The following is a 26688-nucleotide window of genomic DNA, read 5'->3' on the forward strand; positions in this document are numbered from 1 at the left end:
GCTGTGGCGGTGCCGCCCGCCAGTGTGACGGCTGTCAGCGCTCGCTGTCAGTGTTTGGCGGGCAGGAAGCCGACCTTGTCGTACGTCTGGGCCAGGGTCTCGGCGGCGACCGCGCGGGCCTTCTCCGCGCCCTCGGCCAGGATCGAGTCCAGCGTCTCCGGGTCGTCCAGGTACTCCTGGGTGCGGGTCCTGAACGGGGTGACGAAATCGACCATGACGTCCGCCAGGTCCGTCTTCAGCGCACCGTAACCCTTACCGGTGTATTTCTGCTCCAGATCCGCGACGGAGGTTCCCGTGAGCGTGGAGTAGATGCTGAGCAGATTGCTGATGCCCGGCTTGCCCTGGGGGTCGAAAAGGATCTCGGTGCCGGTGTCGGTGACCGCGCTCTTGATCTTCTTCGCGGTGGCCTTCGGCTCGTCGAGCAGATTCACCAGGCCCTTGGGCGTGGACGCCGACTTGCTCATCTTGCTCGTCGGGTCCTGGAGGTCGTAGATCTTTCCGACCTCCTTGACGATGTACGGCGCCGGGACGGTGAAGGTCCGGCCGAAGCGGCTGTTGAACCGCTCGGCGAGATCGCGGGTGAGCTCGACGTGCTGCCGCTGGTCCTCGCCGACCGGGACGGCGTTGGCCTGGTACAGCAGGATGTCCGCGACCTGGAGGATCGGGTAGGTGAAGAGGCCGACCGTGGCGCGGTCCGCGCCCTGCTTGGCGGACTTGTCCTTGAACTGCGTCATCCGGGAGGCCTCACCGAAGCCGGTGATGCAGTTCATGACCCAGGCGAGCTGCGCGTGCTCGGGGACATGGCTCTGGACGAAGAGCGTGCAGCGCTGCGGGTCGAGGCCGGCGGCGAGCAGCTGGGCGACCGCGAGCCGGGTATTGGCGCGCAGCTCCGCGGGGTCCTGCGGAACGGTGATCGCGTGCAGGTCCACGACCATGTAGAAGGCGTCGTGGGTGTCTTGCAGCGCCACGTACTGACGCACCGCACCGAGGTAGTTCCCGAGGTGGAACGAGCCTGCGGTGGGCTGGATACCGGACAGCGCGCGGGGGCGATCAGAGGCCATGTTCACCATTCTCTCAGGTGTGGCCGACAGCTCGGGAACGGATCTCCGACAGGCTGTGACCGATCTCGGACGGATCGGGAATCGGACCCGGACGGATCGGGAACCGAAGTCCGGCGGATCGGGAACCGAAGTCCGGCGAGCGGTGTATCAAAGCTGTGAGCGCTCGGGAGGGGACTCTGGAGGGGGGCCGCACCCTGACGGTTGCGGATGAGGCGACGGCCATCGCGCGCGTGCGTTCCGGTGAGCCGGAGGCGTATGCGGAGCTGGTGCGCGCATATACGGGCGTCGCACTCCGCGCCGCCGTGGCCTGCGGCGCGGGGCCGGACGCGGAGGATGTGGTGCAGGCCGCGTTCTTCAAGGCGTATCGCTCGCTGGGGAGCTTCAAGGACGGCTCGTCCTTCCGTCCCTGGCTGCTGCGGATTGTCGTCAATGAGACAAGGAACACAGTGCGCTCGGCGGTGCGGCTGCGGGCCCTGGCGGGCCGGGAGGCGATGCTGCTGGGCGCCGAGCCGCGGATACCCGAGTCGGCGGATCCGGCGGTGGCGGCCGTGGCGGAGGAGCGGCGTGTGCTGCTGACGGCCGCGCTGGAGGAGCTGAGTGAGGCGCAGCGGCAGGTGGTGACGTACCGCTATCTGCTGGAGATGGACGAGGCGGAGACGGCCGACGCGCTGGGCTGGCCGCGTGGCACGGTCAAGTCCCGGCTGAACCGTGCGCTGAAGAAGCTGAGCGGGATCGTGCCGACGCCGGAGCGGGACAGCCGGGAGGGGGGTGGGGGGGCATGAGTGACGAGGACGACCGGGACGGGCTGCGCGAGGAGCTGCGGGCGCTGGGGCGCGGGATGAGGATTCCCGAGGTCGACGGCGGGACGATGGCCGAGCGGGTGCTCGCGCAGCTCCTCGCCGAGGCCGTGCCCGCGCCGGTCGCCGAGCCAAGCGGGCGACCGGGACGGCTGGGACGGCTGCGCGGATGGCTGAGCAGGCGGGGGCGGATGCTGGCAGCGGCGCTCTCCGGGCTGCTGGTGGTGCTGGTGCTGACGCCTCCCGTGCGGGCGACGGTGGCGGACTGGTTCGACTTCGGCGGGGTCGAGGTGCGGTACGACCCGTCGGCGAGCCCGCGTCCGGCGGCGCCCGCGCCTGCGGCCACGCCCACGGCGGTGCCGGTGCCGGTGCCGGCGCCGGTGCCGGTGCCTCGTTGCGAGCGGCCGGTGACGATGGCGGAGGCGGCGCGCGGGGCCGGTTTCACCCCCCGGGTGCCTGCCGCTCTCGGCGCCCCGGACGCGGTGTCGCTGACCGAGGGGCCGCGGGGCAGATCCATGGTCAGCCTGTGCTGGACCGAGCGGGGGCGGACGGTGCGTCTGGACGAGTTCGCGGCGTCGCTGGACCCCTACTTCGTGAAACTGGTCGGGGTCATGCCGCAGTGGATCGAGCTGAGCGGCGGCACCGGCCTGTGGTTCGAGGAGCCGCATCGGCTGCGGTTCCGGCTGATCGACGGCGCCGGCAAGGGCTGGACCCGGTCCGTCCGGATGGCCGGCCCCACGCTGCTGTGGGAGCACAACAGCGCGGCGGGGGCGGCGAGCGGCGACCAACTGACCCTGCGGCTGGAAGGAGTCGAGTCGACGGCGCGGGCGAAGGACATCGCGGAATCGGTCCGTTGAGTCCGGTCCGTCGAGTCCGGTCCGTCGAGACGGCTCGCGGGGAGTGGGAACCGGAAGCGGTCGGGCGGTGTAAAGGAGATGACGCGGAGGGAGTGCGGACGGCCCGCACCGCGCGTCGGCAGGGGGATCCATGCGACAGCGATGTACGCGAACGCTCCAGCGACTTGCGGCACTTGCGGCGGTGCTCGCACTGGCCTGGGTGTTCGCCCCGGGCGCGGTGGCCGGAGGTCCGACCAGCGTGCTGATCACCTCACCGGAGAGCGGGGAGACGGCCGCTCTCTACAACACCGACGAGGACTACGCGGAGCTGCTGAAGCAGCTCGGCCCGCTGGAGGATCTGGCGGCGGCAGGGGGGCAGAAGGAGCTGCCGCCTTCCGTGGACACATCAGTGGCGTCGCGACAGATCAATGTGACCTGGATGGTCCACGATGTGCAGCCCTGGCGGGTGGACCAGGTGCACCTGAGCACGGACACGCCGACGGTCTGGATATCCACGGCGTCCCAGATGCCCTCGCCGCAGGGCGGCACCTGGCACAAGGCGAAGCAACCAGCCGCGGTGCACGCGCTGGTGAGGAAGCTGGGCCTGATGGGCAAGAAGAACGGCTCGGGCGGGGCCATATCCCCGCCGGCCTGGGAGACGGGCGTGAGCGCCGCGCCCGCCGACCCGAACGCTCAGGCCGGCGAGCGGAAACCGGAGACCCGGCCGGCGGCGGCCGGCGGCGGCGCGGCCTCCTGGTGGTGGGCGGCGGCGGGGCTGGCGGCCGGTACGGCGCTCGGTCTGGCGCTGCGGGCGCTGGCCGGCCGGCTGCCGCGCCCACCCTTCGGGCGTGGCGGCGAACCGGGGGCCGGCGGACCGCGTCAGCAGCTGCTGGATCTCTAGACGGGCAGGCCCGGGGCGGGGAACGCGGCCATGAGTTCGGCGACCTCGGCGCGGATCGTGGTCAGCGCGTCCTCGTCCCCCTTGCCCGCGGCGGCGACGCCCCGGTCGATCCAGTCGGCGACGGCCGCCATCTGCGCGGTGCCGAGACCGCGGGAGGTGAGGGAGGGGGTGCCGATCCGGACGCCGGAGGGGTCGAAGGGCTTCCGCCGGTCGTAGGGCACGGTGTTGTAGTTGACGACGAGCCCGGCCCGGTCCAGCGCCTTCGCGGCCACCTTGCCGGGGACGTCCTTGGGGGTGAGGTCCATCAGGATCAGATGGTTGTCGGTGCCGCCGGAGACCAGGTCGAAGCCGCGGGCGAGCAGCTCCTCGGCGAGCGCACCGGCGTTGGCCACGACTGAGCTCGCGTAGTCACGGAAGGAGGGCCGGGCCGCCTCGTGCAGGGCGACGGCGATGGCGGCGGTGGTCTGGTTGTGCGGGCCGCCCTGGAGACCGGGGAAGACGGCCTTGTCGATGGCCTTGGCGTGCTGCTCGCGTGACATCAGCATCGCTCCGCGCGGGCCGCGCAGGGTCTTGTGGGTGGTCGTGGAGATCACGTCCGCGTACGGCACCGGAGAGGGGTGGGCGCCGCCCGCGATCAGACCGGCGATATGGGCGATGTCGGCGACGAGCACCGCGCCGGACTCCTGGGCGATCTCACCGAAGGCCGCGAAGTCGATGGTGCGGGGAAGGGCGGTGCCACCACAGAAGATGATCTTTGGGCGCTCCTTGAGGGCGAGGTGCCGCACCTCGTCGAAGTCGATCAGGCCGGTGTCCTGGCGCACTCCGTACTGGACACCGCGGAACCACGTGCCGGTGGCCGAGACGCCCCAGCCATGGGTGAGATGGCCGCCCATCGGCAGGGACATGCCCATCACGGTGTCGCCGGGCTCGGCGAAGGCGAGATACACGGCGAGGTTGGCCGGGGAGCCGGAGTAGGGCTGGACGTTGGCGTGCTCGACACCGAAGAGGGCCTTGGCGCGGGCGACGGCGAGCAGCTCGACCTGGTCGATGATCTGCTGGCCCTCGTAGTAGCGCCGGCCCGGGTAGCCCTCGCTGTACTTGTTCTGCAGGACGGTGCCGGAGGCTTCGAGGACCGCCTGCGAGACATAGTTCTCGCTGGGGATCAGCCGCAGCGTCTCGGCCTGGAGCTGTTCCTCGGCGCCGACGAGGGCGGCCAGCTCGGGGTCGGCTGCCGACAGGGCGGGATGGCGGGACGGGTGCGTCATGGTGTCCTCCGGGACGATCCGCTGCTCGGTCGTGGTCCCGGGGTGCCCAGGCGGGCGGCACCTCGTGCGTTCTGCCGCGCACGGCTCCACCGCGGTTCGTTCCGCGTACGCCAGTCGCCGTGCGTACCGCCCAGCGTATGCCTTGTTCAGCCGAGGCACGCCGGGAGCGAGGTTTCTTCGTCCACACTGCGAGCGACGATAGAAACTGGGGCACCGCCCCGCTCATGCCGGACAGCTTGTCCTGACCGATCGGAGAACCCGTGTCGACAACGGAGAGTGCCATCGCCTCGGCCGAGGCCCACAGTGCGCACAACTACCACCCGCTGCCCGTCGTCGTCGCCTCGGCGGAGGGTGCGTGGATGACCGATGTCGAGGGGCGGCGCTTCCTCGACATGCTCGCCGGCTACTCGGCGCTCAACTTCGGCCATGGCAACCGGCGGCTCATCGATGCCGCGAAAGCCCAGCTGGAGCGGGTGACCCTCACCTCCCGGGCGTTCCACCACGACCGGTTCGCCGACTTCTGTACGCAGCTGGCCGAGCTGTGCGGCATGGAGATGGTCCTGCCGATGAACACCGGCGCGGAGGCGGTGGAGACCGCCGTGAAGACCGCCAGGAAGTGGGGCTACCGGGTCAAGGGCGTGCCCGACAGCATGGCGAAGATCGTGGTGGCGGCCAATAACTTCCACGGCCGCACCACCACGATCATCAGCTTCTCCACGGACGCGGAGGCGCGGGCGGACTACGGGCCCTACACCCCCGGCTTCGAGATCGTTCCGTACGGGGATCTCACGGCGCTGGACGCGGCGATGACCGAGAACACCGTGGCCGTACTGCTGGAGCCGATCCAGGGCGAGGCCGGCGTGCTGGTACCGCCGCCCGGCTATCTCGCCGGGGTGCGGGAGCTGACCCGGGCGCGGAATGTGCTCTTCATCGCGGATGAGATCCAGTCGGGCCTGGGCCGGACGGGGAAGACCTTCGCGTGTGAGCACGAGGACGTCGTGCCCGACATGTACGTCCTCGGCAAGGCGCTGGGCGGCGGGGTGGTGCCGGTGTCCGCCGTGGTGTCCTCGGCCGAGGTGCTCGGGGTGTTCCGCCCCGGCGAGCACGGCTCGACGTTCGGCGGCAATCCGCTCGCCTGCGCGGTGGCGCTGGAGGTCATCGCGATGCTGCGGACCGGCGAGTTCCAGCAGCGCGCGGCGGAGCTGGGCGACCATCTCCACCATGAGCTCGGTCTGCTGGTGGGCGGCGGAGCCGTGGAGGCGGTGCGCGGCCGTGGCCTGTGGGCCGGCGTGGACATCGTGCCGTCGCGCGGGACGGGCCGGGAGATCTCGCAGCGGCTGATGGACCGGGGCGTGCTGGTGAAGGACACGCACGGGTCCACGATCCGGATCGCTCCGCCGCTGGTGATCAGCAAGGAGGACCTGGACTGGGGCCTCGACCAGCTGCGGGCGGTGCTCGCGGACTAATGAGAAGTCCCGGGACGCGCGTCAGAGGATGACGTGGGGCAGGAAGCGGGCGTACTCGTCCGTGATCGGGCCTGCCGACTCCCGGATGCCGAGCCCCGCCGCCTCGTCCTCGACGACCCACGCACCGAGCACCACGCGGTTGCCGTCGAAGTCGGGCAGCGGGGCCAGTTCCTGGTAGCAGCACGCCTCGTCCCCCACCACGGGCGGCGCCGAGCCCGGCTCGTGGAGGGTGACCCCGGCGCCCTCCCGGCCGAGCAGGGGCTTGGCCACATAGCCGCGCGAGGCGGCGAGTTCGCGGGGCCCGTCGAGATAGGTGGGGAGCAGATGGGGGTGGCCGGGGTGCAGCTCCCAGAGGATCGCCAGCAGCGCCTTGTTGGAGAGGAGCATCTTCCAGGCGGGTTCGATCCAGCAGGTGGTGCCGGTGCCGCCGCCGTTGTCGAGGGTGTCCAGGACATGCGGCCCGAACCGGTCGGTGGCCAGCCACTCCCACGGGTAGAGCTTGAAACAGCTGCGGACGAAGCGCAGCCGGTCGTCGACGAAGCGGCCGGACAGCCGGTCCCAGCCGATCTGTTCCACGGAGAGCGCCTCGGTGTCGAGGCCGGCCTGCTCGGCGGTCTCGCGCAGATACGCGACGGTCATCAGGTCCTCGCCCAGCTCGTCCCCGTCGGAGTGCGCGAAGTGCACGGGTCCTGGCGGAAGGAGGGCGGACTGCCGCTTCCAGGCGGCAACGAGCCGTTCGTGGAGGGAGTTCCACTGGTCGGCGCCGGGGAACCGCTCCTCCATCCAGAACCACTGCGCGCTCGCGGCCTCGACCAGTGAGGTGGGGGTGTCGGCGTTGTACTCCAGCATCTTGGCCGGTCCCGTGCCGTCGTAGCGCAGGTCGAACCGGCCGTAGAGAGAGGGCAGTTCGGCCCGTCGCCGCCAGGACTCGGCTATCAGCCCGGCCAGCCGGGGGTCGGTGATGCCGAGGTCGGCGAACCGGTCGTGCTCCACGATGTGCGCGGCGGCGCCCAGACACAGGGCGTGCAGCTCCTCGACGACCTCTTCGAGGGCCTCGACCTCGGGCAGGGTGAACGAGTAGTAGGCGCTCTCGTCCCAGTACGGACGCAGCGAGCCGTCCGGGTGCCGGGTGAGCGGATAGACGACGCCCTGTTCCTCGACGGTCTGCTGCCAGCCGGGGCGTGGTTCGGTCGCGTGACGTTTCATCAGCGGGTTACCGGTCGGTGCGGATCACTCAGCCGCCGCCGGAGCCCGAGCAGCCGAAGCCGCCGCGGTCGACCGCCGACTTGTCGAAACTGCCCCCGTCGACCTTGCCCTGGCTCTTGGATCCGCCGTAGTAGTAGGTGCCGGTGCCGCCGGTCCTGCACTCGGAGCTGGGCAGTGTCTCCCGGGTCGACCGGTCGGCGCAGCGCTTGTCGGGCTCCGAGCCGCAGGACGTGATCGCGACCGCGAGTACGCCCATGCTGCCCAGCACCACCGTGCTCGACCTCAGCCTCCGTTGCCGCGCCGCCATGCGCCGCCCTCCCCCGATGTATTCGAACTAGCTTGTATGGATCGCCCTCACACACTAGTGCCCCTCCCGGAAATGTTCGCCCCGTCGCGACGCCCAGCACGCACGCTCGCCGCGTTGGCCAAAGACCCGAGTAGCTCCGCTACAAGGGCCTCCGGCCGCCTTGCGATCGCACGCACCGGCCGCCGCTCCTCGACGGGCGAACATTCCCGGTCGCGGCACCAGAGGGCCGCGCCGCCCTGTCGTAAAGGCGGTGCGCGATCTCTTCCGCACTAGAGTCGCTTTGTGCTTCTTGGGATGATCTGTGCTCTGGGTTCCGCGGTCTGCTTCGGCAGCGCCTCCGTACTGCAGGCCGTCGCCGCCCGCGCGGCCGTGCCGGGGACGGGTGCGGGCGTCGACCCGGGGCTGCTGCTGCGGGCGCTGCGCGAGTGGCGCTTTGTCGCCGGACTCGCCCTGGACGGGCTGGGGTTCGTGCTGCAGGTCCTCGCGCTGCGCGCGCTGCCGATCTACACGGTCGGCGCGGCGCTCGCCGCGAGCCTCGCGGTCACGGCGGTGGCCGCCGCCCGCGTCCTCGGGGTACGGCTCAGCTCGGCGGAGTGGACGGCGGTGGGGGTGGTCTGCGGTGGCCTGGCCCTGCTCGGCCTGGCCTCGGGCGCGGAGGGCGGGGGTACGGGCCCGACGGAGCTGCGCTGGTCGATGCTCGTCGTCGCGGCGGCGGTCCTCCTGATCGGCGCGCTCGCGGGCGGCCTCCCCGACAAGCCGCGCGCGCTGGTTCTCGGCCTCGGCGCGGGCACGGGCTTCGGCGTGGTCGAGGTGGCGGTCCGCCTCATCGACTCACCCGACCCCGCCGATCCCGCGATCTACGCCCTGCTCCTGGGCGGCGGCTCGGCGTTCCTGCTGCTCACCACGGCCCTCCAGCGCGGCTCGGTCACCACGGCCACGGCGGGCATGGTCATCGGCGAGACGATCGGCCCGGCCCTGGTGGGCGTGGTCTGGCTCGGCGACCGCACCCGCGGCGGCCTCGCATGGGCGGCGGTCCTGGGCTTCGTGGTGGCGGTGGCGGGAGCCCTGATGCTCGCCCGCTTCGGCGAACCACCGACGACGGAGGAGCCGGCGCAGGAGAAGCCGGCGAAGGAGGAGCCGCCGCAGACAGAACCGGCGCAGACGGAACCGGCGGCGTCCGCGGAGAAGGCGAAAGCGACGGCACCGGCGAAACCCGCGGAACCGGCGGCGCCGACGGAACCGGCGAAGCCGGCGTGAGCGGGCTCCGGCGCGGCCGGTCTCACGGCAGCACCCGGCACAGCGCGTCCAGCGCGCCCGCCCACGCGCTGTCCGTCGGCGTGGCGTAACCGACCACCAGGGCGTCCCGCCCCGACGGCGCCGACTGATGGCGGAAACGGGCCAAGCCCTCAAGACCCAGGCCCTGCCAGGCCGCCGCCTCGATGACCGGGCGCTCAGTGCCCGGCGGAAGTTCGACGACGGCGTGCAGGCCCGCCGCGATCCCGGTCACCCGGATGCCGGGCGCCCGCTCCGCCAGAGCGGCGACCAGCTGGTCACGGCGGCGCCGGTAGCGCAGGCGCATCGAGCGGACATGACGGTCGTACGCGCCGGAGGCGATGAACTGCGCGAGCGTGAGCTGATCCAGCACGCTCGACGCCCGGTCCGCCTCCCCCTTCGCCTCCGCCACCTCCCCCACCAGCTCCTCCGGCAGCACCATCCACCCGAGCCGCAGCCCCGGCGCCAGGGACTTGCTGGCCGTGCCGAGGTACACCACCCGTTCGGGGTCGAGTCCCTGGAGCGCGCCGACCGGCTGCCGGTCGTAGCGGAACTCCCCGTCGTAGTCGTCCTCCAGGATCAGTCCGTCCGTACCGCGCGCCCAGTCGACGGCCGCCGCGCGCCGGTCGGGATGGAGCGCTACGCCCGTCGGGAACTGGTGCGCCGGTGTCATCAGCACCGCGCCGACGTCCCGCGCGTCCGCCAGTCCCTCGGTCCTGGTGCCGCGTTCGTCCAGCGGGAGCGCCGGCGTCCGCATCCCCGCCTCCGTCAGCAGGTTCCGGTGCTGGTCGAGCCCGTACGACTCGACCGCCACCGCCCGCACCCGCCGGGCCCTGAGCACCGTCCCCAGCAGCGTCAGCCCGTGGACGAAGCCGGCGCAGATCACGATCCGCTCCGGGCCGGCGTACACCCCGCGCGCCCGCGCCAGATAGTCGGCGAGGACGGTGCGCAGTTCGATGCGGCCGTACGCGTCGCCGTACCCGAAGGCCTCGTTCGGCGCGGCCGTCAGCGCGCGGCGGGCGGCCGTCAGCCATTGCCCTCGGGGGAATGCTCCCAGGTCGGGGGAGCCCGGCAGCAGGCTGTAGGCGGCCCCGCCGCGAGCCGGCCGGGTCCTGGGCGCCGCGGCCGCGGGCCTGCGGGGCGCGGCCCGCCGGGCCACCCGCGTCCCCGAGCCCTGCCGTGCGGTGAGCCATCCCTCGGCGACCAGCTCCGCGTAGGCGTCGGCCACGGTGTTCCGGGCGATGCCCAGATCGGCGGCGAGCGTACGGGAGGACGGCAGCCGGGTGCCCGGCGCGAGCCGGCCCGTACGGACGGCTTCGCGCAACGCGTCCATGATCCCGGCGCGCAGCCCGGAGCCGCGCAGCTCCAGATGCAGATCGGCGCCCAGGCCCTGTCCGGTGCCTGGGGCCGGACCGGGTTCGGCGGGCGGATTGGCCCAGGATTCCGTCATGGAAGTGGACCATACCGCTGCGCCACCCGGCGCGTAGCGTCGGACGCATGACGACGAACACAGCGGACGAAGCCAAGGAATACGCCCCCGAGCACACCCCCCGCCTGGAGCTGGCCAAGCTCGCCCCCGAGGTCTACAAGGCCATGGTCAAACTGGACGCGGCGGCCCGGCAGGGCGTCGATCCGGTCCTGCTCGAACTCGTGAAGATCCGTGCCTCGCAGCTCAACCACTGCGCGTTCTGCCTCGACATGCACAGCAAGGACGCACTGGCGGCCGGCGAGTCGGCGGAGCGCCTCATCCAGCTCAGCGCCTGGGAGGAGTCGCGGCACTACTACACGCCGAAGGAGATCGCGGCGATCGAGCTGACCGAGGCGATCACCGTACTGACCGACGGTTTCGTGCCGGACGAGGTGTACGAGCGGGCCGCCGCGCAGTTCGACGAGACCGAGCTCGCCCAGCTGATCGCCGCGATCACGGTGATCAATGCCTGGAACCGGTTCGGCGTGTCCACGCGGATGGTCCCCGGCCACTACACGCCCGGCGCGTTCAAGCACTGACGTACGTCTCCACCACCGAGCCTCCTGGACGGCGAGCACCTCATGACGGCCGCGACCTTCCGTGCCCTGCACCACGACCGCGCCCCCGGCGACCCGCTCGTCCTCCCCGGCCCGTGGGACGCGGGCAGCGCCCGCGTCTTCGCGGACGCGGGGTTCCCGGCACTCGCCACGCCGAGCGCGGGGGTCGCCGCCTCGCTCGGTTACGAGGACGGCGCGACCCCGCCCGAGGAGATGTTCGCCGCGGTCGCCCGGATCGTCCGCGCCGTGTCCGTACCCGTATCGGCCGACATCGAGGACGGCTACGGCCTGGCCCCCGAGGAGCTGGTCGCCCGGCTCCTGGACACGGGCGCCGTCGCCTGCAATCTGGAGGACTCCTCCGGCGGGGCGCTCGTCGATCCGCGCCGGCACGCGGACCGGCTGGCGGAGGTACGCGCCGTGGCGGGCGACGCCCTCTTCATCAACGCGCGCGTCGACACCTTCATCCGCGGCGTGAGCGATCCGGCACCAGCGGTGGCCCGCGCCCGGCTCTATGTCGCGGCGGGCGCCGACTGCGTCTACCCGATCGCCGCGCGCGCCGAGGCGCTCCCCGCGCTCCGGGCGGGCATCGACGGCCCCCTCAACGCGCTGTTCCTGCCGGCCGGCCCGTCGCTCGCGGACCTGGGCCGGCTGGGCGCGACCCGCGTCACCTTCGGCCCCGGCCTGCACCGGCGGGCGATGGGGGCGGTCAAGGACATCGCGCGGGACATCACGGGCCGGCTCCCGCGCTGAAGCACGCGGGAGCGGCCCTCGTTCAGAGGACCTCTGTAGTGGTGCCCGGCGCGGCCCCGGACCGGGCGGCCCCGGGCCCCGGTGCGCCGCGTCCCTCGCGCGCGGCCGTCGCCACGTCCCCGAGCGCGGCGAGCAGGCCGCGCAGCGCCGGTCCTTCCGGAGAGGTGTCGCGTACCGCCGCGTAGATGGCCCTGACCGGCTCCGGCCTGCGGACCTTGCGTACGACGACGTCGGGATGGCGGTTTCCCAGGACCGTGCCGGGCATCAGGCTGACGCCGAGACCGGCGGCGACGAAGCCCTGAGCCGTGGGGTAATCCTCGCTCTCCACCACGAAGTCGGGGGCGAAGCCCGCTCCGGCGCAGGCTTCGAGGACGGCCTCCAGACACGGACCCGCCGGCCATTCGTTGCCGACCCAGGGCTCGTCCGCGAGATCGGCCAGGTCGAGCACGCGCTTGGCGGCGAGCCGGTGGCCCTTCGGCAGAACGGCGCGGTACGGGTCGTCGAGCAGCGGGAGCAGACGCACGCCTTCGAGGCACCCGTCGCGCGGGCCGACCACCACGGCCAGATCCGCCAGCCCCTTGCGCACCTCCCGCAGCGGGTCCTCGGTATCGCCGAGCCGGAGAGCGACCTGTACGCCCGGATGCTCGTGGCGGAAGAGGGCCAGCGCGGGAGCCACCAGCGCGGCGCCCGCCGTGGCGAAGTAGCGGACCTCCAGCCGGCCCGTGCGCCCGGCCCGCAGATCGGCCAGCGCCGTCTCCGCCTCGGCGACCTGCCTGCTGATGACGGCCGCGTGTTCGGTGAGAAGCCGCCCGGCCGCCGTCGGCCGTACGCCACGGCCGACCCGTTCGAGCAGCTCCATGCCCGCCTGCTTCTCCAGCGCCGCCACCTGCTGGCTGATGGCGGACGGGGTGTAGCCCAGATTGGCCGCTGCCGCGGTCACCGAACCGCTGATGACCACGGCCCGCAGGACCTGCATGCGTCGCACATCCATCATTCAGCTGAGGTTAACAGTGCATGCGGGACCTTTCACCCGTCCTGTTGAATAGCGGCTACTGGATCGCGGCTACTTCTTCGGCAGCCACTTCTCCCACGTCGCCTTGTTCGCCGCTGCCCACTTCGCGGCCGCCGCCTCCGGTGAGAGCTTCTGGTCCGCGATCATCAGGGCGACCTCGTTCTGCTGCCCGGTCGTCCAGGCGAAGTTCTTCAGGAGCTCGGCCGCGCCGCCGCCCTTCTTCTCGAAGTCCGCGTTGAGGAACTTCCGCAGCGGGGTGTGCGGATAGGCGCACGCCACCTTCTTGGGATCGGCGTCGCAGCCCTCCTTGTACGCCGGCAGCTCGACCTCGGTCATCGGCACCTTCTGGAACAGCCACTGCGGCTTGTACCAGTAGCTCAGGAAGGGCTTCTTCTCCTTGGCGAACTGCTTGATCTGGGTGATCTGCGCCGCCTCCGAGCCCGCGAAGACGACCTGGTAGTCCAGACCCAGGTTGTCCACCAGCGCCTTGTCGTTGGTGACGTACGAGGGCGAGCCGTCCAGCAGCTGGCCCTTGCCGCCGCTCTCCGGGGTACGCAGCTGGTCGGCGTACGTGTCCAGGTTCCGCCAGTCGGTGACGTCCGGGTGCTGCTTCGCGAAGTACGTCGGTACGAACCAGCCGATGTGCCCGGTGACCCCGAGCTCCCCGCCGGACGTGATCGTCTTCTTGTCGTCGACGTACCGCTTCTCCTGGTCGGGGTGGCCCCAGTCCTCCAGGATGGCGTCGACCCGGCCCTGGCTGAGGGCGTCCCAGGCGGGGACCTCGTCGATCTGGACGGTGTCCACGCGATAGCCCAGCTCGTGTTCGAGCAGATAGGTCGCGACGGCCACATTGGCCTGGGCGCCGACCCAGGACTGGACGGAGAGTGTGACGGTCTTCGAGCCCTGCGCGTTGGCGTACGGGGACGCCTGCTTGGTCATGTCGGCCGCGCCGCAGCCGGTGACCGCGAGCAGGGCGCCCGCCGAGGCGAGCGCCCCGGCCGCGTACGTACGGGGACGGCGGCGGGCACGGGTACGGGTACGGGCCATGTCAGGCCACCTTCCGGCGTTCGGTGGGCTGGGTGACCCGGTCGAGCATCAGCCCGAGACAGACGATGGCGGCGCCGGCGACGAGTCCGGTCGCCAAGTCGCCCTGGGCCAGGCCGAACACGACGTCGTACCCGAGCGCTCCGCCGCCGACCAGACCGCCGATGATGACGACGGCGAGCACCAGGACCACGCCCTGGTTGAGCGCGAGGAGCAGCGCCGCACCGGCCAGTGGCAGCTGTACCTGGCGCAGTTGCTGGCCGCTGGTCGCGCCGAGTGAGCGCGCCGACTCGAGGGCTGCCGGGTCGACCTGGCGCAGCCCCTGCGTGGTGATGCGTACAACGGCGGGCAGCGCGTAGACGACGGCGGCGGCGACCGCCGGAGCGCGCCCCACGCCGAAGAGCGCGACCACCGGAATCAGATAGACGAACTGCGGCAGGGTCTGGAAGACGTCCAGGACGGGACGGAGCAGCGCTTCCACCCGCGTGCTGCGGGCCGCCGCGATACCGGCGGCGAAGCCGATGACCAAGGTCACCGCGACGGCGGCCAGCACCTGGGACAGCGTGTCCAGCGACGGCTTCCACACCCCGAGTACGCCGATGGCGGCCATGGCGAGGACAGCGGTCAGCGCGGTCCGCCAGGTGCCGATCAGCAGAGCGAGCCCGGCGACGACCAGCAGGACGGCCCACCAGGGCAGGCCCTGGAGACCGCCGCGCAGCGGGTCGAGGACCCAGGTGGTGAAACGTCCCGCCCAGTCGGCGGTGCCGCCGACGACGGGAACCCCGGTGTAGAGATGGCCCGTCATCCAGTCGACGGCGCGGTTGACGGGTTCGGCGATGTCCACGGTCCAGGTGCCGGGCCACGTGAGCCGGTCGGCGAACCGTCCCGCGGCCGCGACCAGGACGGTCGCCGCGGCGACGATCGCCCAGCCGCGCCATCCCGTACGGAGCCGGGCCGCAGCCGGGCGGTCCAGGCCGGAGCCGGCGGCCGCCGTCGTACGGTCCAGGACGACCGCGAGCAGCACGATCGGCAGCCCCGCGGCCAGCGCCGCGCCCACATCGACCGAGGCCAGCGCCTGATAGACCCGGTCACCGAGGCCGCCGGCGCCGATCACCGACGCGATCACGGCCATCGAGAGCGCCATCATGATCGTCTGGTTGAGGCCGAGCAGCAGCTCCTTGCGGGCGAGCGGCAGCCGCGCGGTCAGCAGCCGCTGCCGCCCGGTCGCGCCGAGCGAGGCGACGGCCTCCATCACGCCCCGGTCGGCGTCGCGCAGGCCGAGCGCGGTGAGCCTGGCCATCGGCGGAGCCGCGTACACGACGGTCGCGAGGACCGCCGCCGGGACGCCGATGCCGAAGACCAGCACCACCGGCAGCAGATAGGCGAAGGCGGGCAGTACCTGCATGGTGTCGAGCAGTGGCCGCAGCGCCCGGTACAGCCGGTCCGAGAGTCCGGCGGCGAGGCCGAGCAGCGCTCCCAGCACCACGGACACGGTGACCGCCACGATCATCAGCGCCAGAGTCTGCATGGTCGGCACCCACATGCCGAGCAGCCCGCAGACGGCGATCGAGACGACCGCGGTCAGGGCGAGCCGTACGCCCGCGACCCGCCAGGCGATCAGCCCCGCCGCCGCGGTGACCCCGGCCCAGCCGGCGGCGAGCAGCAGCAGATACACCCCGCGCACGGAGAGCACGACGGCGTTGCTGATGTGCCCGAAGAAGTAGAGGAAGAGAGGGTGGCTGTCGCGGTTGTCGATGATCCAGTCGCTGGCGCCGCCGAGCGGGCCCGACAGATCGACGGTCAGCGCGCCGGGCCAGGCGGTGCCCGGCCAGCGGGTGAGGGCCAGCGGTACGAGGACCGCGGCGAAGACGGCGAGCAGCAGCAGCTTCCCCGCCGTACGGTTCCTGAGCGCGGACGCGAGTCCGCCGCGCGGGACGGACGCGGGGGCGGTGGCGGTGGTCATCAGAGGACCGCCGTTCCCACCCCGGCCGTCGCTTCGGGCGGCGCCTGCGAACCCCCCGTTCCCGCCACCACTCCCAGCAGGCACGCGCGGTCGACGACGCCGAGCAGCCTGCCGTTGTCGACCACCCGCGCCGCGGCGTCCCCGGAGCGCGCGACCGCCTCGATCGCCTCGGAGACGGTCGCGGTCGGGGCCAGTGCGGGGCCGGAGTCGGCGTCACCGGCCACCGCGCGCCGCATGGCGGCCGCGACGGTGATGACCTGCTCGCGCGGTACGTCGCGGACGAAGTCCCGTACGTACGCGTCGGCCGGCCGGCCCACGATCTCCTCCGGCGTGCCCAGCTGCACGATGCGGCCGTCGCGCATCAGCGCGATCCGGTCGCCGAGGCGCAGCGCCTCGTTCAGATCGTGGGTGATGAAGACCATCGTGCGGCCCTCCTCGCGGTGCAGCCGGATGACCTCCTCCTGCATGTCGCGGCGGATCAGCGGGTCGAGCGCGCTGAACGGCTCGTCGAACAGCAGTACTTGGGGGTCGACGGCGAGCGCGCGGGCCAGCCCGACCCGCTGCTGCTGACCGCCGGAGAGCTGGCCGGGACGGCGGCTCTCCAGCCCGTCGAGGCCCACCTTGCCGACGACCTCGGCGGCCTTCTCCCGGCGCTCGGCCCGCCCCATGCCCTGGATCTCCAGGCCGTAGGCGACATTGTCGAGGACCGAGCGGTGCGGCAGCAGGCCGAAGTGCTGGAAGACCATGGCGGCGCGGTGGCGGCGCAGTTCGCGCAGCCGGGCCTTGTCCATGGCGAGGACCTCCTCGCCGTCCATGGCGATCTCGCCGGCCGTGGGCTCGATGAGCCGGGTCAGACAGCGCACCAGCGTGGACTTGCCGGATCCTGACAGGCCCATGACGACGAAGACCTCGCCCTTGCGGACGTCGAAGGAGACATCGCGTACGGCGGCGGTGCAGCCGGTCTGCTCGCGCAGCTCGGCCGGGGTGAGCGCGCCGAGTGCGGGGTCGGCCGGGACGCGGTGCGCCTTGGGGCCGAAGACCTTCCACAGGTGGCGTACGGAGAAGACCGGCGGCCGGTCCGGCACGTCGGCCGCCCTGCCCGGTGGGGTGAGGTCCTTGGCCAGGGCGTCCGCGCGCGTCCCCGCCCGGTCGCTTGCGTCGGTCCCGTCGGTCCCGTCGAGTCCCGCGTGTCCGCTCATCGGTTCGAGCCCTTCTTCTCGGTGCCCGCCTCGGCAAGCAGTTCGGCGCATTTCTCCCCGACTATCAGGACGCCGATCATCGGATTCACCGCGGGCATCGTCGGGAAGACGGACGCGTCGGCGATACGGATGCCGTCGAGTCCGCGGATCCTCAAGTCCGGTGAGACCACGGCCTGTTCATCGGTCACGGCGCCCATCCGGCAGGTGCCGGCCGGGTGGTACACGGTGTGCGCGCACGTGCGGGCGTACTCGCTCAGCTCCTCGTCGGAGGTGACGCCGGGCCCCGGGCAGACCTCGCGCTTGAGCCAGGTCGCCAGCGGCTCGGACGCGGCGACCTGCCGCGCGATCCTGATGCCGTCGACCAGAGTGCGGCCGTCGTAGTCGTCCTCGTCCGTGAAGTAGCGGAAGTCCAGGGCCGGTTTGACCGCCGGGTCCGCGCTCGTCAGGAAGAGCCGGCCGCGGCTGCGCGGCTTGGGGATGTTCGGGGTCATCGACACGCCGTGCTCGGGGCGTTCGTACCCCAGCCGCTCCGGGTTGTCGGTGAACGGGATCTGGTAGAAGTGGAACATCAGGTCCGGGCCCTCGGCGCGCGCGTCGCGCCGGACGAACAGGCCGGCGTCGGAGTCCATCGCGGAGTTCTCCGGTATCGGTCCGTGCGTCTCCCAGACGATCACCGATTCCGGGTGGTCGAGGAGGTTCTCCCCGACGCCCGGCAGATCATGGACGACCGGGATGCCGAGCTTCTCCAGGTCCGCACGGGGCCCGATGCCGGAGTGCAGCAGCAGTCTCGGCGTGTCCACCGCGCCCGCGCAGACGAGGACCTCGCGCCGGGCCTCGATCAGCCGCTCCTCGCCGTCCTCGGTCCTCACCCGCACGCCCGTCGCGCGCGTGCCGTCCAGCTCCAGCCTGAACGCCCAGGTCTCCAGCAGCAGATGGAGGTTGGGCCGGTCCAGGAAGGGATGGAGATAGGCGACCGACGCCGAGGACCGCTTGTTGTTCTCCGGGTGGTACGCGAGATCGAAGAAGCCCACGCCCTCGTGGAAGGGCTGCTTGTTGAAGCCCTCGACGCGCGGGAGGCCCAGCGCCGCCTGCGCCGCGTCCACGAAGTCGCGGGCGATGGCGTTTCGGTCCCGCTCGTCCACCGGCACGATGTTGTTGCGCAGCCGGTCGAAGTACGGGTCCATGGAACCGGCGTCCCAGCCCTCGGCCCCGGCCGCCGCCCACTCGTCCCAGTCCGACGGCAGCGGCTTGAAGGCGATGAGCGTGTTGTGGGAGGAGCAGCCGCCGAGCACCCGGGCCCTGCTGTGCCGGATGTGCGAGTTGCCCCGGGGCTGTTCCGTCGTCGGGTAGTCGTAGTCCAGTTCACCGCCGAGCAGCCCCATCCAGCGCCGCAGGGTCAGCACGTCCTCGCGGCCGACGTCGGAGGGCCCGCCCTCGATGACGGCGACGCTGATGTCCGGGTTCTCGGTGAGCCGGGAGGCGATCACCGATCCCGCGGTGCCGCCCCCGACGACGACGTAGTCGTATTCGGCCATAGCTGCTCTGCTCCTCTTCCCGAGGTGGTGCGAGGTTCTGTCGCTCGTGGGCGCGCGCCGGCGCGCGGGGTGGTCAGCCCGCGAACCAGCGCACCGGGCGCGGCTCCAGGTTCTGGTAGATGTGCTTGGCCTCGCGGTACTCGGCCAGCCCGGCGGGCCCCAGCTCCCGGCCGATGCCGGACTTGCCGAAGCCGCCCCACTCCGCCTGTGGGAGATAGGGGTGGAAGTCGTTGATCCATACGGTGCCGTGCCGCAGCCGCCCGGCCACGCGCCGCGCGCGCCCCGGGTCCGCGCTCCACACGCCGCCCGCCAGTCCGTATTCGGTGTCGTTGGCGAGGGCGACGGCTTCGTCCTCCGTACGGAAGGTCTCCACCGTCAGCACGGGTCCGAAGACCTCCTCGCGCACGACGCGCATCTCGCGGTGGCACTGGTCGAGGACGGTCGGCTCGTAGAAGTAGCCGTCGGCGGACCGTACGTCGGACGGCTCGGGCCGCTTTCCGCCGGAGCGCAGGACGGCGCCCTCCGCCAGCGCCGAGGCCACATACTCCTCGGTCTTCGCCAACTGCTGCGCGGAGACGAGCGGTCCGCACTCCACTCCCTTGCCGGTGCCGCGGCCGAGCCGGATGCGCTGGGCGCGGCGGGCGAGTTCGCCGACGAAGCGCTCGCGTACGGACTCCTCGATGATGAGGCGTGAGCCGGCCGAGCAGACCTGACCGCTGTGGATGAAGGCGGCGTTGAGCGCCTGGTCGACGGCGGTGTCGAAGGACTCGTCCGTGGCGCAGGCGTCGGCGAAGACGACGTTGGGATTCTTGCCGCCGAGTTCGAGGGCGACCTTCTTCACTCCGGCGGCGGCCGCCCGCATCACCTTCGTACCGCTGCTGAGTCCGCCGGTGAACGAGACGAGGTCCACATCGGGGTGCTCGGACATCCGGGCGCCCACGGGGTCGCCCGCGCCGGTCACGACATTGGCGACGCCGGGCGGCAGTCCCGCCTCGCCGAGCAGGTCGATGAGGTCGACCGTGGAGAGCGGGGTGATCTCGCTCGGCTTGATCACAAAGGTGTTGCCCGCGGCGAGCGCCGGAGCGATCTTCCAACTCGCCTGGAGGAGAGGGTAGTTCCAGGGGGTGATCAGTGCGCACACGCCGACGGGCTCATGCACGACCACGCTGTGGACGGTGTCGGAGCCGGCGTCGACGACCCGGCCGCCGCTCTCGTTCATCACGAGGTCCGCGAAGTAGCGGAAGGCGTCGGCGACGCAGTCGACGTCGACGCGCCCTTCCTCCAGGGTCTTGCCCGAGTCCCTGCTCTCCAGCAGCGCTATCTTCTCGCGGTCGCGGATCAGCAGGTCGGCGGTCCGCCGCAGCAGGCCGGCCCGCTCGGCGACCGGGGTACGGGGCCACGGGCCCTCGTCGAAGGCCGTACGCGCGGCGGCGACCGCCGCGTCCACGTCCTCGGCCCCGCCTTCGGAGACGACGGCGAGCACCGTGGCGTCGGCGGGGTCGAGAATGTCGCGGGTGGCACCTGAGGCGGCTTCTCGCCACTCTCCGCCCACATGAATTGTCTGTTGTGCCGACACGTCGCGTCTTGCCTTCCATTCCCGGATCGTTCTCCACCAGCGAGAACTGGCGACTCCGGCGCCTGCCCCGAAGGGCGGAAAGCATGCCTGCCCCGTGACCGGAAGTGCGTCGGGTCACGGGGCATACGCGCGATATGAGGGCATATAGCCCGTATGGAAGGTCGGTTACTCCTCGATGAGCTCCTCGGCGGGCTCGTCCTCGACCAGCAGCCCGGCCACCCACAGCGGCATCAGCCAGTGCACGACGAGGACCCCGACCAGGACGGGTGCGAGCAGCACCTCGACCCGCACCTCGGCCTGTACCTCTCCGAGCCAGCCGACCGCACCCGCGGCGAGCGCGCCGGCCAGCAGCAGAAACGAGGTCGCCCGGTGGGCGCGGGCCTGGACGCGGTGGCGCTCCGCGCGCTGCCGCTCGTCCAGGACGCGGCCGCGCAGCTCAAGCAGCCCCCGCGTCGCGAAGTTGATCAGGCCGGTCGCGACGCCCCACGGCAGCCCCACCCCGACCAGCACGAAGAGGACCCACCACTGGTCGGAGAAGCCCACCATGATCCAGGCCGCGGCGCCGAGCGCGGTCAGCGCGATATGCGCGCAGACGATCCCGCGCCTGCGGGCCGCCGTCGCGTAGAAGAACCGCCCCTCGCCCTTGTTCATCAGCGCGTACATCCGCCGGTCGTACGCCGTCGGCTCCGGCATCTGCCGTGTGGTCATCGCTGTTTCCTCCCGTAGACCTCGTCCGTGAGCGGGCTGAAGGGTTCGAGGGAGAACAGCGCCTCCACGGGGAGACCGAAGAACTCCGCGATCCTCAGTGCCAGGTCAAGACTGGGGTTGTACTGACCCCGCTCGATGTAGCCGACGGTCTGGTAGTGGGCACCCACCGCCTCGGCCAGCTGTTGGCGGGACACTTTCCGCTCGGCCCTGACCACCGCCAGCCTGTTGTGTACCTGCTCGCTCATGTATAAGAAGTACTACATTTGAGTGGAGGTCCGCAACTGTGGACATGCGAAAGGCCCCGACCCGCGGTGTCGCGGTGTCGGGGCCTCCGGCGGTCGTCCTGCTGCGGTCCTGGGCGGGGCCGGCCTCAGCTCCAGCCGGGCTCGAAGTGCTCCAGAGCCGTCTCCAGCGTGCGCCGCTGGGACGAGATCTCCCCGGCGGGAGCGGCCACCAGCACGGCGTACCGCTGCCCGTCGGTCGCGGTGAAGACCCGTTCGATGCCCTGGCGGCGGCCACCGGTCTTCTCGCTGTCGTAGGAGTAGACGAGCTCGGCGGCGTCACCGGCCGGGTTCTCGTCCCCGCCGCTCACCGCGCCGACGCCGGCTTCCGTATAGCCGTCGTTGCTCTCGGCGAGGTTCGCCGACGACTGCCGGACCAGCTCCTCCGACGTCATGCCCTCTTCCGCGATCGTGAAGACCTGGATCAGGCTGAGCTCGTCGGGCGCGGTGTAGAAGACACCGGTACTGCCCGAGGTCCGCTCCCAGCCTTCGGGTACGGCGAGGGTGAAGCCCTTGGGGTCCTCGGCCACCCGGAAACCGGGCGGCAGCGAGGCGGAGCCGGGGTCGCCCGGGTCGCCCGTTCCTTCCGTGCTCTCCGTGGCGGCCGGGTCGTCCGTGACCGGCGGTGCGTCCGTGAGGTCCGTGGCATACGAGCCGTCCGTGGCGCTGACGCCCGGCTGCGGGGACGCCTCGTCCGAGGCACCGTCCCGGCCCCAGGAGAGCCAGGCGGCCACGCTGCCCGCGCCCAGCACGGCGGCGACGGCGATCACGACGACAGTCGTGCGCCGGGAGCCCGCCCCCCACGGACCGCCACGCGGGCCGCCCGCGCCGTCGTGCCCGGGACCGGACCCGCCGTCAGAGGCGTCCGGGCCGTACGGCGCGAACAGCGGCAGCGGAGGCGGCGGCGGTCGGTACGCCGCCGGCGCCTCGCCGCTCTCCCAGCGCTGGGTGTCGGCGTTCCAGTGCGGCCGGCCCCCGGCCGTCCGTCCCTCTCCCGTCACCTGTCAGCCGCCCAGCAGCGCGCCGACGGCCTGGCCGACGGCGACCCCGGACGCGAGCGTCCCCGCGACGCCGCCGGCCACCGCCAGCGCGTCACGGAGCCGGGCGAGTCTGCCGGGGCCCGCGGCGCCGGCCGTGGTGATCTCCTCCTCGGCGGCGACGAGTTCGGCGTCGAGCGCGGCCGTGTCGTCGGTGGCGACGAAGCGCGCCAGGTCCGCGCGCAGCGCCTGTACGGCGGCCAGCAACTCCGCCTGGGCCGGGTCGCTCGCCGCTTCCGCGCCATTGGTGTTGGTGACGGTGTTGTGGTCTCCGATGCTGAACGCGCTGCCGCTCACCGAGCCGATACGCACGCCCGGACGGCCCTCGTCAGTCCCTGCCATTGCTGCTCCCCGCTCCCTCGTTGCGGTTGCTGACGCTGTTGTGATCGCCGATGCCGATGGCGCTGTCCTGCGCGGTCTCGATGAAGACTCCGCCGTTGGCGACGTTCACGATCTTCTGTTCGAACTCGGCCGTCTGCCAGCCCGCTTCGTACAGGGCGAGCCGCACTCCGCCCGCCACCCGGTCCTCGACGCTCTTGAGATACCGGCTCACGTCCATCTCCTGGAAGAGGGACGCCTCGGAGTCGGAACCGAGTTCCCGGACGGAGACGGCCGGTCCGTCCGGCAGCGCGCCGGCCTGTCCGCCGGTGAGCAGTTCCCACGCGCTGACGAGGTAGCGCACCAGGGCCAGCAGGGCCTGCCCCATCGACTCCGGCGCGTGCGCCAGTGCCCAGGCCGCCTTGCCGATGAAGGAGTTGTTCAGATACCGGTGCGCCACCCGGTCCGCCTCGCGGAACTGGGGGCGTACGGGCATCAGCACATGGGGGGCGACCTCCAGCATGAGCATGCCGCCCTGGGTGTGGACGCGTACGAAGACGGTGACGACCAGCTCCTCGTGCCAGCCGCCCACCCTGACGCGCAGGAAGTGGCGCCGCGCCTCGCCGCCCTCCTCGACGGAGCCGTCACGGTGCGGGCCGAAGCTCGCGTCGTCGTACGGGGCTCCGTCCCGCCGCGTGAGCCCGTCGACCGGCAGGAACACGCACTCGTCGACGCGCAGTTCGCGCAGCCGGTCACGTACCGCGTCCGCCGCTTCCGGCGAACCGTGCGGGGAAGGCACCCGCAGGGCCTCCAGCAGCGGGACGATCCGGCGCAGGATCTCGCCGTTGTCGACGGGCACCGGCTTGCGGTCCTTGCGGGGGCGCAGCTCCACGGCGAGCGTCCAGGGGCGGAACGGCTCTCCGACACCGCGGAACGGGTTCGCCGAGTGGTACATCACCAGCGGCGCGTGCTGCTCGGCGCGGATGCGGGCGCGCAGCCGCTGATAGCGGGCGCCGGAGGCCAGCTCGGCGGGGTCGGAGGAGACCTCGGGGAAGCGGCGGGCGGAGAGTTCGTTCGTCATCACCCGGGCGAACTGGCCGCGCCGCAGGCCGACTCCGACCATGATCAGCAGGAACAGGATCAGGGCGGCCCAGGCCCGGCCCGGCTCGGCGAAGGAGTCGAGGCCGCCCGACAGGCCGGGCAGCAGGGAGCCGCCCTCCGACACCAGCTCCACCTCGCTCGGCGGGTCCTCGCCGGAGAAGCCCAGCAGGACCAGACTCACCAGGACGCCGGCCAGCAGGAACCGTCCGTACCAGAGCACCAGGAAACCTGCGGCCTTGCGGTACCAGGGGGCTCGGGGCGACCGGCCCGTGATCCACGGCGCGAGCGCGAGCAGGACACACGGCGGCACCAGAAGCAGGAACAGGCCGCTGGTGAGGGGTACGGCGGAGATCCACAGGGCCAGCATGCCGACGGCCCAGCCGAGTTCGGTCCTGCGGGCGCGCAGCGCGTGCGCGAGCACCCGGGCCGCGTCGATCCCGGTCGAGGGGGCGACGAAGCGCTCCTCGTGGAGGTACAGCTCGTCGAGGACGGCGTCCCGGTAGCCGCCGTCCAGATGAACACCGGCACAGAGCAGCCGGCACGCCTCGCTCGCGGCGGGCTCCACCGGTGCCCTGCCCTGCGCTTGACTGTCCCCGCCGCCGGGCTGCCGGGCCATCGCGATTTCGGTCAACGACATCCCCTTGAAGAGTCAACTACCCATGTGGCACAGGGGCGTTGGCAGCTACGGAAGCTGACATCGTAGGGCACCGGCCGACGCCGCGTGCCCCTTCGCACGCAGAACGCCCCCGGCGCGTGCCGGGGGCGTCCAGTCGTACGAAGAGATCAGATCAGGCCGAGCCCGCGCACCGCGTCGCGCTCCTCGGTCAGTTCCTGCACCGAGGCGTCGATCCGGGCCCGGGAGAAGTCGTTGATGTCCAGGCCCTGGACGATCTCGTACGCGCCGTCCTTGGTGGTGACCGGGAAGGAGGAGATCAGGCCCTCCGCCACACCGTAGGAGCCGTCGGACGGGATACCCATGGAGGTCCAGTCGCCCTCGGCGGTGCCGTTGACCCACGTGTACACGTGGTCGATGGCCGCGTTGGCGGCGGAGGCGGCCGAGGAGGCGCCCCGGGCCTCGATGATCGCGGCGCCGCGCTTGGCGACGGTCGGGATGAAGGTGTCGGCCAGCCAGGCCTGGTCGTTGACGGTCTCCGCGGCGTTCTTGCCGGCGATCTCCGCGTGGAAGATGTCCGGGTACTGCGTGGCGGAGTGGTTGCCCCAGATCGTCAGGCGCTTGATGTCGGAGACCGCGGCGCCGGTCTTCCGCGCGAGCTGCGAGATGGCGCGGTTGTGGTCGAGGCGGGTCATCGCGGTGAAGCGCTCGGCCGGTACGTCGGGGGCGGCGGCCTGCGCGATCAGCGCGTTGGTGTTGGCCGGGTTGCCGACGACGAGGACCTTGATGTCGTCCGCGGCGTGGTCGTTGATGGCCTTGCCCTGCGGCTTGAAGATGCCGCCGTTGGCGGAGAGCAGGTCGCCGCGCTCCATGCCCTTCGTACGGGGGCGGGCACCGACCAGCAGGGCCACGTTCGCGCCGTCGAAGCCGACGTTCGGGTCGTCCGTGATCTCGATGCCGCGGAGCAGCGGGAAGGCGCAGTCGTCGAGCTCCATCGCGGTGCCCTCGGCGGCCTTGAGACCCTGCGGGATCTCCAGAAGGCGCAGCTTGACCGGCACATCCGCGCCGAGCAGGTGGCCGGAGGCGATGCGGAAGAGCAGCGCGTAGCCGATCTGGCCGGCCGCGCCGGTGACGGTGACATTCACGGGAGTGCGGGTCATGGCGATCTCCGTAAGACAGCTGGCGGTGGGGGCCCTGCCCCTGGTGCGGGACATCTCCCCGCCGCCGATCTGAATCTTGACGTGAAGAGATATCCGGCGATCAGGCTATCCGACCCGGGACTCCCCGCACCGCCGCCCCCTTGTGGCACGGCTCACGGCGTTTCTACCGCGCCGGGGTGCGGCCCGTCTCCCTACTGCGCCGGGGTGCAGCCCGTTTCACCGTTCGCGAGTGTCGCGCACGCCGTGGCGCCCGCGGCGTCCGGCACGGCGACCATCGGGGTGTACGCGTCCATGCTGGCGTCGACGGAACCGCTGTGGCCCTCCCCCGCGCCGGAGGTGATCTGGACCGTGTCGCCGACGGACGCCTGGGTGATCCGTCCCCAGGCCGCCCCGCAGGTCTCGCTGTAGCGGACCTCGATCAGGGCCGTACCGACCGTGGCACTGGCGACGGTCTTCGCGAACTCGCCGCCGCAGCCCATGTCTTCCGGGTCCTGGCCGGCGCAGTCGTCGGCGGCGCACTTCACCCCGGCCGGCAGCGCGGGGCCGCTGGTGGACGGGGAGGGCGACGGGGACGCGGCGACGGGCTTGGCGTCGTCGCCGTCACCGCCGAGGCCGGTGAGCAGCACCACCGTCGCGGCCACCAGCAGCACGCCGACGACACCCGCCACGATGAGCGTCGCCCTGCGCCGTCCGCGTGCCTGGCCGGGGGAGGCGGCGGGCGCGTGGCCCGGCGGCTGTCCCGGGCCGGCGGGGCCGCGCCCCTGCGGTACGGCGGACGGCCGGGGCCTGCCCGCGTCGGCGCCGGGGCCGTGGCCGGCCGGCGCGGCGTCACGGCTACCGGGGAAGCCACCGGGAAAGCCGCCGGGAGCACCGGCGCCACGGCGGCCGGTGGAGTCACCGGCCGGTGGCCGGCCGAACTCGCCCAGGGCCTCGCGCGCCTGGGAGATCCGTATCTGTTCCATGGTCATGTCGTGGCGCATCTCGGACCGGCTCCAGGAGCGCTCCGCCAGCTCCCACATGGTGGTCAGATGCACCGGATGCGTGCCGGTCACCTCGGCCAGCGCGAGGATCGCGCCCTTGGGCGGGAGCAGCCGCCCGTTCAGATAGCGCTCCCACGACGTCTTGCTGTAGCCGGTCCGGTCCGCCAGCGCGGCGATGCCCAGACCGCTGCGGTCGACCAGCCTGCGCAGTTGGCTCGCGAACTCCCTGACCTGAGGGTCGAGTTCGTCCGGTAGCGCCTTCCAACGAGGCATTG

General features: G+C 72.1%; 25 protein-coding genes and 1 riboswitch. Of the genes, 7 read left to right on the plus strand and 18 right to left on the minus strand.

Going from position 1 to position 26688, the window contains the following annotated elements:
• Window positions 1-47: 47 nt before the first annotated feature.
• Window positions 48-1061, minus strand: coding sequence for a tryptophan--tRNA ligase (gene trpS / locus ACFVWW_RS24500; protein WP_384182378.1), 1014 nt, complete (start codon window positions 1059-1061; stop codon window positions 48-50).
• A 155-nt stretch (window positions 1062-1216) separates the two neighbouring features.
• Here trpS and ACFVWW_RS24505 point away from each other — a divergent pair, with 155 nt between their 5' ends.
• From ACFVWW_RS24505 to ACFVWW_RS24515, 3 genes are all read left to right on the plus strand, one after another.
• Window positions 1217-1843 carry an RNA polymerase sigma factor gene (locus ACFVWW_RS24505; RefSeq protein ID WP_386877961.1) on the plus strand — a complete coding sequence of 209 codons (627 nt, stop codon included), beginning with the start codon at window positions 1217-1219 and terminating at the stop codon, window positions 1841-1843.
• Entirely contained in the window at window positions 1840-2715 is an 876-nt protein-coding gene (locus tag ACFVWW_RS24510; protein WP_386877962.1) for a hypothetical protein, read from the plus strand. The genes ACFVWW_RS24505 and ACFVWW_RS24510 overlap by 4 nt, the downstream gene beginning before the upstream one ends.
• Window positions 2716-2896: 181 nt before the next feature.
• A complete protein-coding gene (locus tag ACFVWW_RS24515; protein WP_386877963.1) occupies window positions 2897-3595 on the plus strand; it encodes a hypothetical protein in 699 nt (232 codons plus the stop codon).
• Here the strand turns inward: ACFVWW_RS24515 and glyA are convergent.
• A complete protein-coding gene (glyA, locus tag ACFVWW_RS24520) occupies window positions 3592-4860 on the minus strand; it encodes a serine hydroxymethyltransferase (RefSeq protein ID WP_386877964.1) in 1269 nt (422 codons plus the stop codon). The genes ACFVWW_RS24515 and glyA overlap by 4 nt on opposite strands.
• Before the next feature lie 37 nt (window positions 4861-4897).
• Window positions 4898-4988: riboswitch (ZMP/ZTP riboswitch) on the minus strand.
• A gap of 132 nt (window positions 4989-5120) precedes the next feature.
• Between glyA and rocD the strand changes: the two genes are divergently transcribed.
• On the plus strand, window positions 5121-6326 hold the full coding sequence (rocD, locus tag ACFVWW_RS24525) for an ornithine--oxo-acid transaminase (RefSeq protein ID WP_384182392.1): 1206 nt from the start codon (window positions 5121-5123) through the stop codon (window positions 6324-6326).
• Between the two features lie 21 nt (window positions 6327-6347).
• Here rocD and ACFVWW_RS24530 read toward each other — a convergent pair whose 3' ends face one another.
• Together ACFVWW_RS24530 and ACFVWW_RS24535 are read right to left on the minus strand one after the other, a co-directional pair.
• Window positions 6348-7532, minus strand: coding sequence for a glutathionylspermidine synthase family protein (locus tag ACFVWW_RS24530; RefSeq protein ID WP_384182395.1), 1185 nt, complete (start codon window positions 7530-7532; stop codon window positions 6348-6350).
• Between the two features lie 28 nt (window positions 7533-7560).
• Window positions 7561-7839 (minus strand): hypothetical protein, encoded by a 279-nt coding sequence (locus tag ACFVWW_RS24535; RefSeq protein ID WP_384182397.1) that lies wholly within the window; start codon window positions 7837-7839, stop codon window positions 7561-7563.
• 294 nt (window positions 7840-8133) lie between these two features.
• Between ACFVWW_RS24535 and ACFVWW_RS24540 the strand changes: the two genes are divergently transcribed.
• On the plus strand, window positions 8134-9096 hold the full coding sequence (locus tag ACFVWW_RS24540; protein ID WP_386877965.1) for a hypothetical protein: 963 nt from the start codon (window positions 8134-8136) through the stop codon (window positions 9094-9096).
• Window positions 9097-9118: 22 nt separating this feature from the next.
• Here the strand turns inward: ACFVWW_RS24540 and ACFVWW_RS24545 are convergent, their stop codons facing one another.
• Complete coding sequence (locus ACFVWW_RS24545; protein WP_386877966.1) at window positions 9119-10561, minus strand: PLP-dependent aminotransferase family protein; 1443 nt, start codon at window positions 10559-10561, stop codon at window positions 9119-9121.
• Between the two features lie 47 nt (window positions 10562-10608).
• On the opposite strand from ACFVWW_RS24545, the gene ACFVWW_RS24550 reads away from it, so the two are divergent.
• Window positions 10609-11118, plus strand: a complete 510-nt coding sequence (locus ACFVWW_RS24550; RefSeq protein ID WP_384334311.1) for a carboxymuconolactone decarboxylase family protein — start codon at window positions 10609-10611, stop codon at window positions 11116-11118.
• A gap of 42 nt (window positions 11119-11160) precedes the next feature.
• On the plus strand, window positions 11161-11886 hold the full coding sequence (locus ACFVWW_RS24555; RefSeq protein WP_386877967.1) for an isocitrate lyase/phosphoenolpyruvate mutase family protein: 726 nt from the start codon (window positions 11161-11163) through the stop codon (window positions 11884-11886).
• A gap of 22 nt (window positions 11887-11908) precedes the next feature.
• Here ACFVWW_RS24555 and ACFVWW_RS24560 read toward each other — a convergent pair whose 3' ends face one another.
• The 13 genes from ACFVWW_RS24560 to ACFVWW_RS24620 all read right to left on the minus strand — a co-directional run bounded on the left by ACFVWW_RS24560 (window position 11909) and on the right by ACFVWW_RS24620 (window position 26686).
• On the minus strand, window positions 11909-12880 hold the full coding sequence (locus tag ACFVWW_RS24560) for a LysR family transcriptional regulator (RefSeq protein ID WP_386877968.1): 972 nt from the start codon (window positions 12878-12880) through the stop codon (window positions 11909-11911).
• Window positions 12881-12949: 69 nt separating this feature from the next.
• Window positions 12950-13945 carry an ABC transporter substrate-binding protein gene (locus tag ACFVWW_RS24565; protein WP_384182412.1) on the minus strand — a complete coding sequence of 332 codons (996 nt, stop codon included), beginning with the start codon at window positions 13943-13945 and terminating at the stop codon, window positions 12950-12952.
• A 1-nt stretch (window position 13946) separates the two neighbouring features.
• A complete protein-coding gene (locus ACFVWW_RS24570; RefSeq protein WP_386877969.1) occupies window positions 13947-15905 on the minus strand; it encodes an ABC transporter permease subunit in 1959 nt (652 codons plus the stop codon).
• On the minus strand, window positions 15905-17104 hold the full coding sequence (locus ACFVWW_RS24575; protein ID WP_386877970.1) for a glycine betaine/L-proline ABC transporter ATP-binding protein: 1200 nt from the start codon (window positions 17102-17104) through the stop codon (window positions 15905-15907). Before ACFVWW_RS24575 ends, ACFVWW_RS24570 begins: the two co-directional genes overlap by 1 nt.
• Complete coding sequence (locus ACFVWW_RS24580; RefSeq protein ID WP_386877971.1) at window positions 17101-18639, minus strand: GMC family oxidoreductase; 1539 nt, start codon at window positions 18637-18639, stop codon at window positions 17101-17103. The genes ACFVWW_RS24575 and ACFVWW_RS24580 overlap by 4 nt, the downstream gene beginning before the upstream one ends.
• 73 nt (window positions 18640-18712) lie before the next feature.
• Entirely contained in the window at window positions 18713-20215 is a 1503-nt protein-coding gene (locus tag ACFVWW_RS24585) for an aldehyde dehydrogenase family protein (protein WP_386877972.1), read from the minus strand.
• Window positions 20216-20380: 165 nt separating this feature from the next.
• On the minus strand, window positions 20381-20923 hold the full coding sequence (locus tag ACFVWW_RS24590; RefSeq protein WP_384334294.1) for a hypothetical protein: 543 nt from the start codon (window positions 20921-20923) through the stop codon (window positions 20381-20383).
• Window positions 20920-21168, minus strand: a complete 249-nt coding sequence (locus ACFVWW_RS24595) for a helix-turn-helix transcriptional regulator (protein ID WP_382520550.1) — start codon at window positions 21166-21168, stop codon at window positions 20920-20922. The genes ACFVWW_RS24590 and ACFVWW_RS24595 overlap by 4 nt, the downstream gene beginning before the upstream one ends.
• A gap of 125 nt (window positions 21169-21293) precedes the next feature.
• Window positions 21294-22205, minus strand: a complete 912-nt coding sequence (locus ACFVWW_RS24600) for a hypothetical protein (RefSeq protein ID WP_386877973.1) — start codon at window positions 22203-22205, stop codon at window positions 21294-21296.
• Between the two features lie 3 nt (window positions 22206-22208).
• Window positions 22209-22583, minus strand: coding sequence for a hypothetical protein (locus ACFVWW_RS24605; RefSeq protein ID WP_386877974.1), 375 nt, complete (start codon window positions 22581-22583; stop codon window positions 22209-22211).
• Window positions 22570-24297: a hypothetical protein gene (locus ACFVWW_RS24610; RefSeq protein WP_386877975.1), complete on the minus strand. Its 1728-nt coding sequence runs from the start codon at window positions 24295-24297 to the stop codon at window positions 22570-22572. The genes ACFVWW_RS24605 and ACFVWW_RS24610 overlap by 14 nt, the downstream gene beginning before the upstream one ends.
• A 146-nt stretch (window positions 24298-24443) precedes the next feature.
• Window positions 24444-25433, minus strand: coding sequence for a malate dehydrogenase (locus ACFVWW_RS24615; protein WP_384182434.1), 990 nt, complete (start codon window positions 25431-25433; stop codon window positions 24444-24446).
• Between the two features lie 191 nt (window positions 25434-25624).
• On the minus strand, window positions 25625-26686 hold the full coding sequence (locus ACFVWW_RS24620; RefSeq protein ID WP_384334282.1) for an XRE family transcriptional regulator: 1062 nt from the start codon (window positions 26684-26686) through the stop codon (window positions 25625-25627).
• Window positions 26687-26688 lie beyond the last annotated feature (2 nt).

It is taken from the genome of Streptomyces sp. NPDC058198 (assembly GCF_042882605.1).
Taxonomy (GTDB): domain Bacteria; phylum Actinomycetota; class Actinomycetes; order Streptomycetales; family Streptomycetaceae; genus Streptomyces.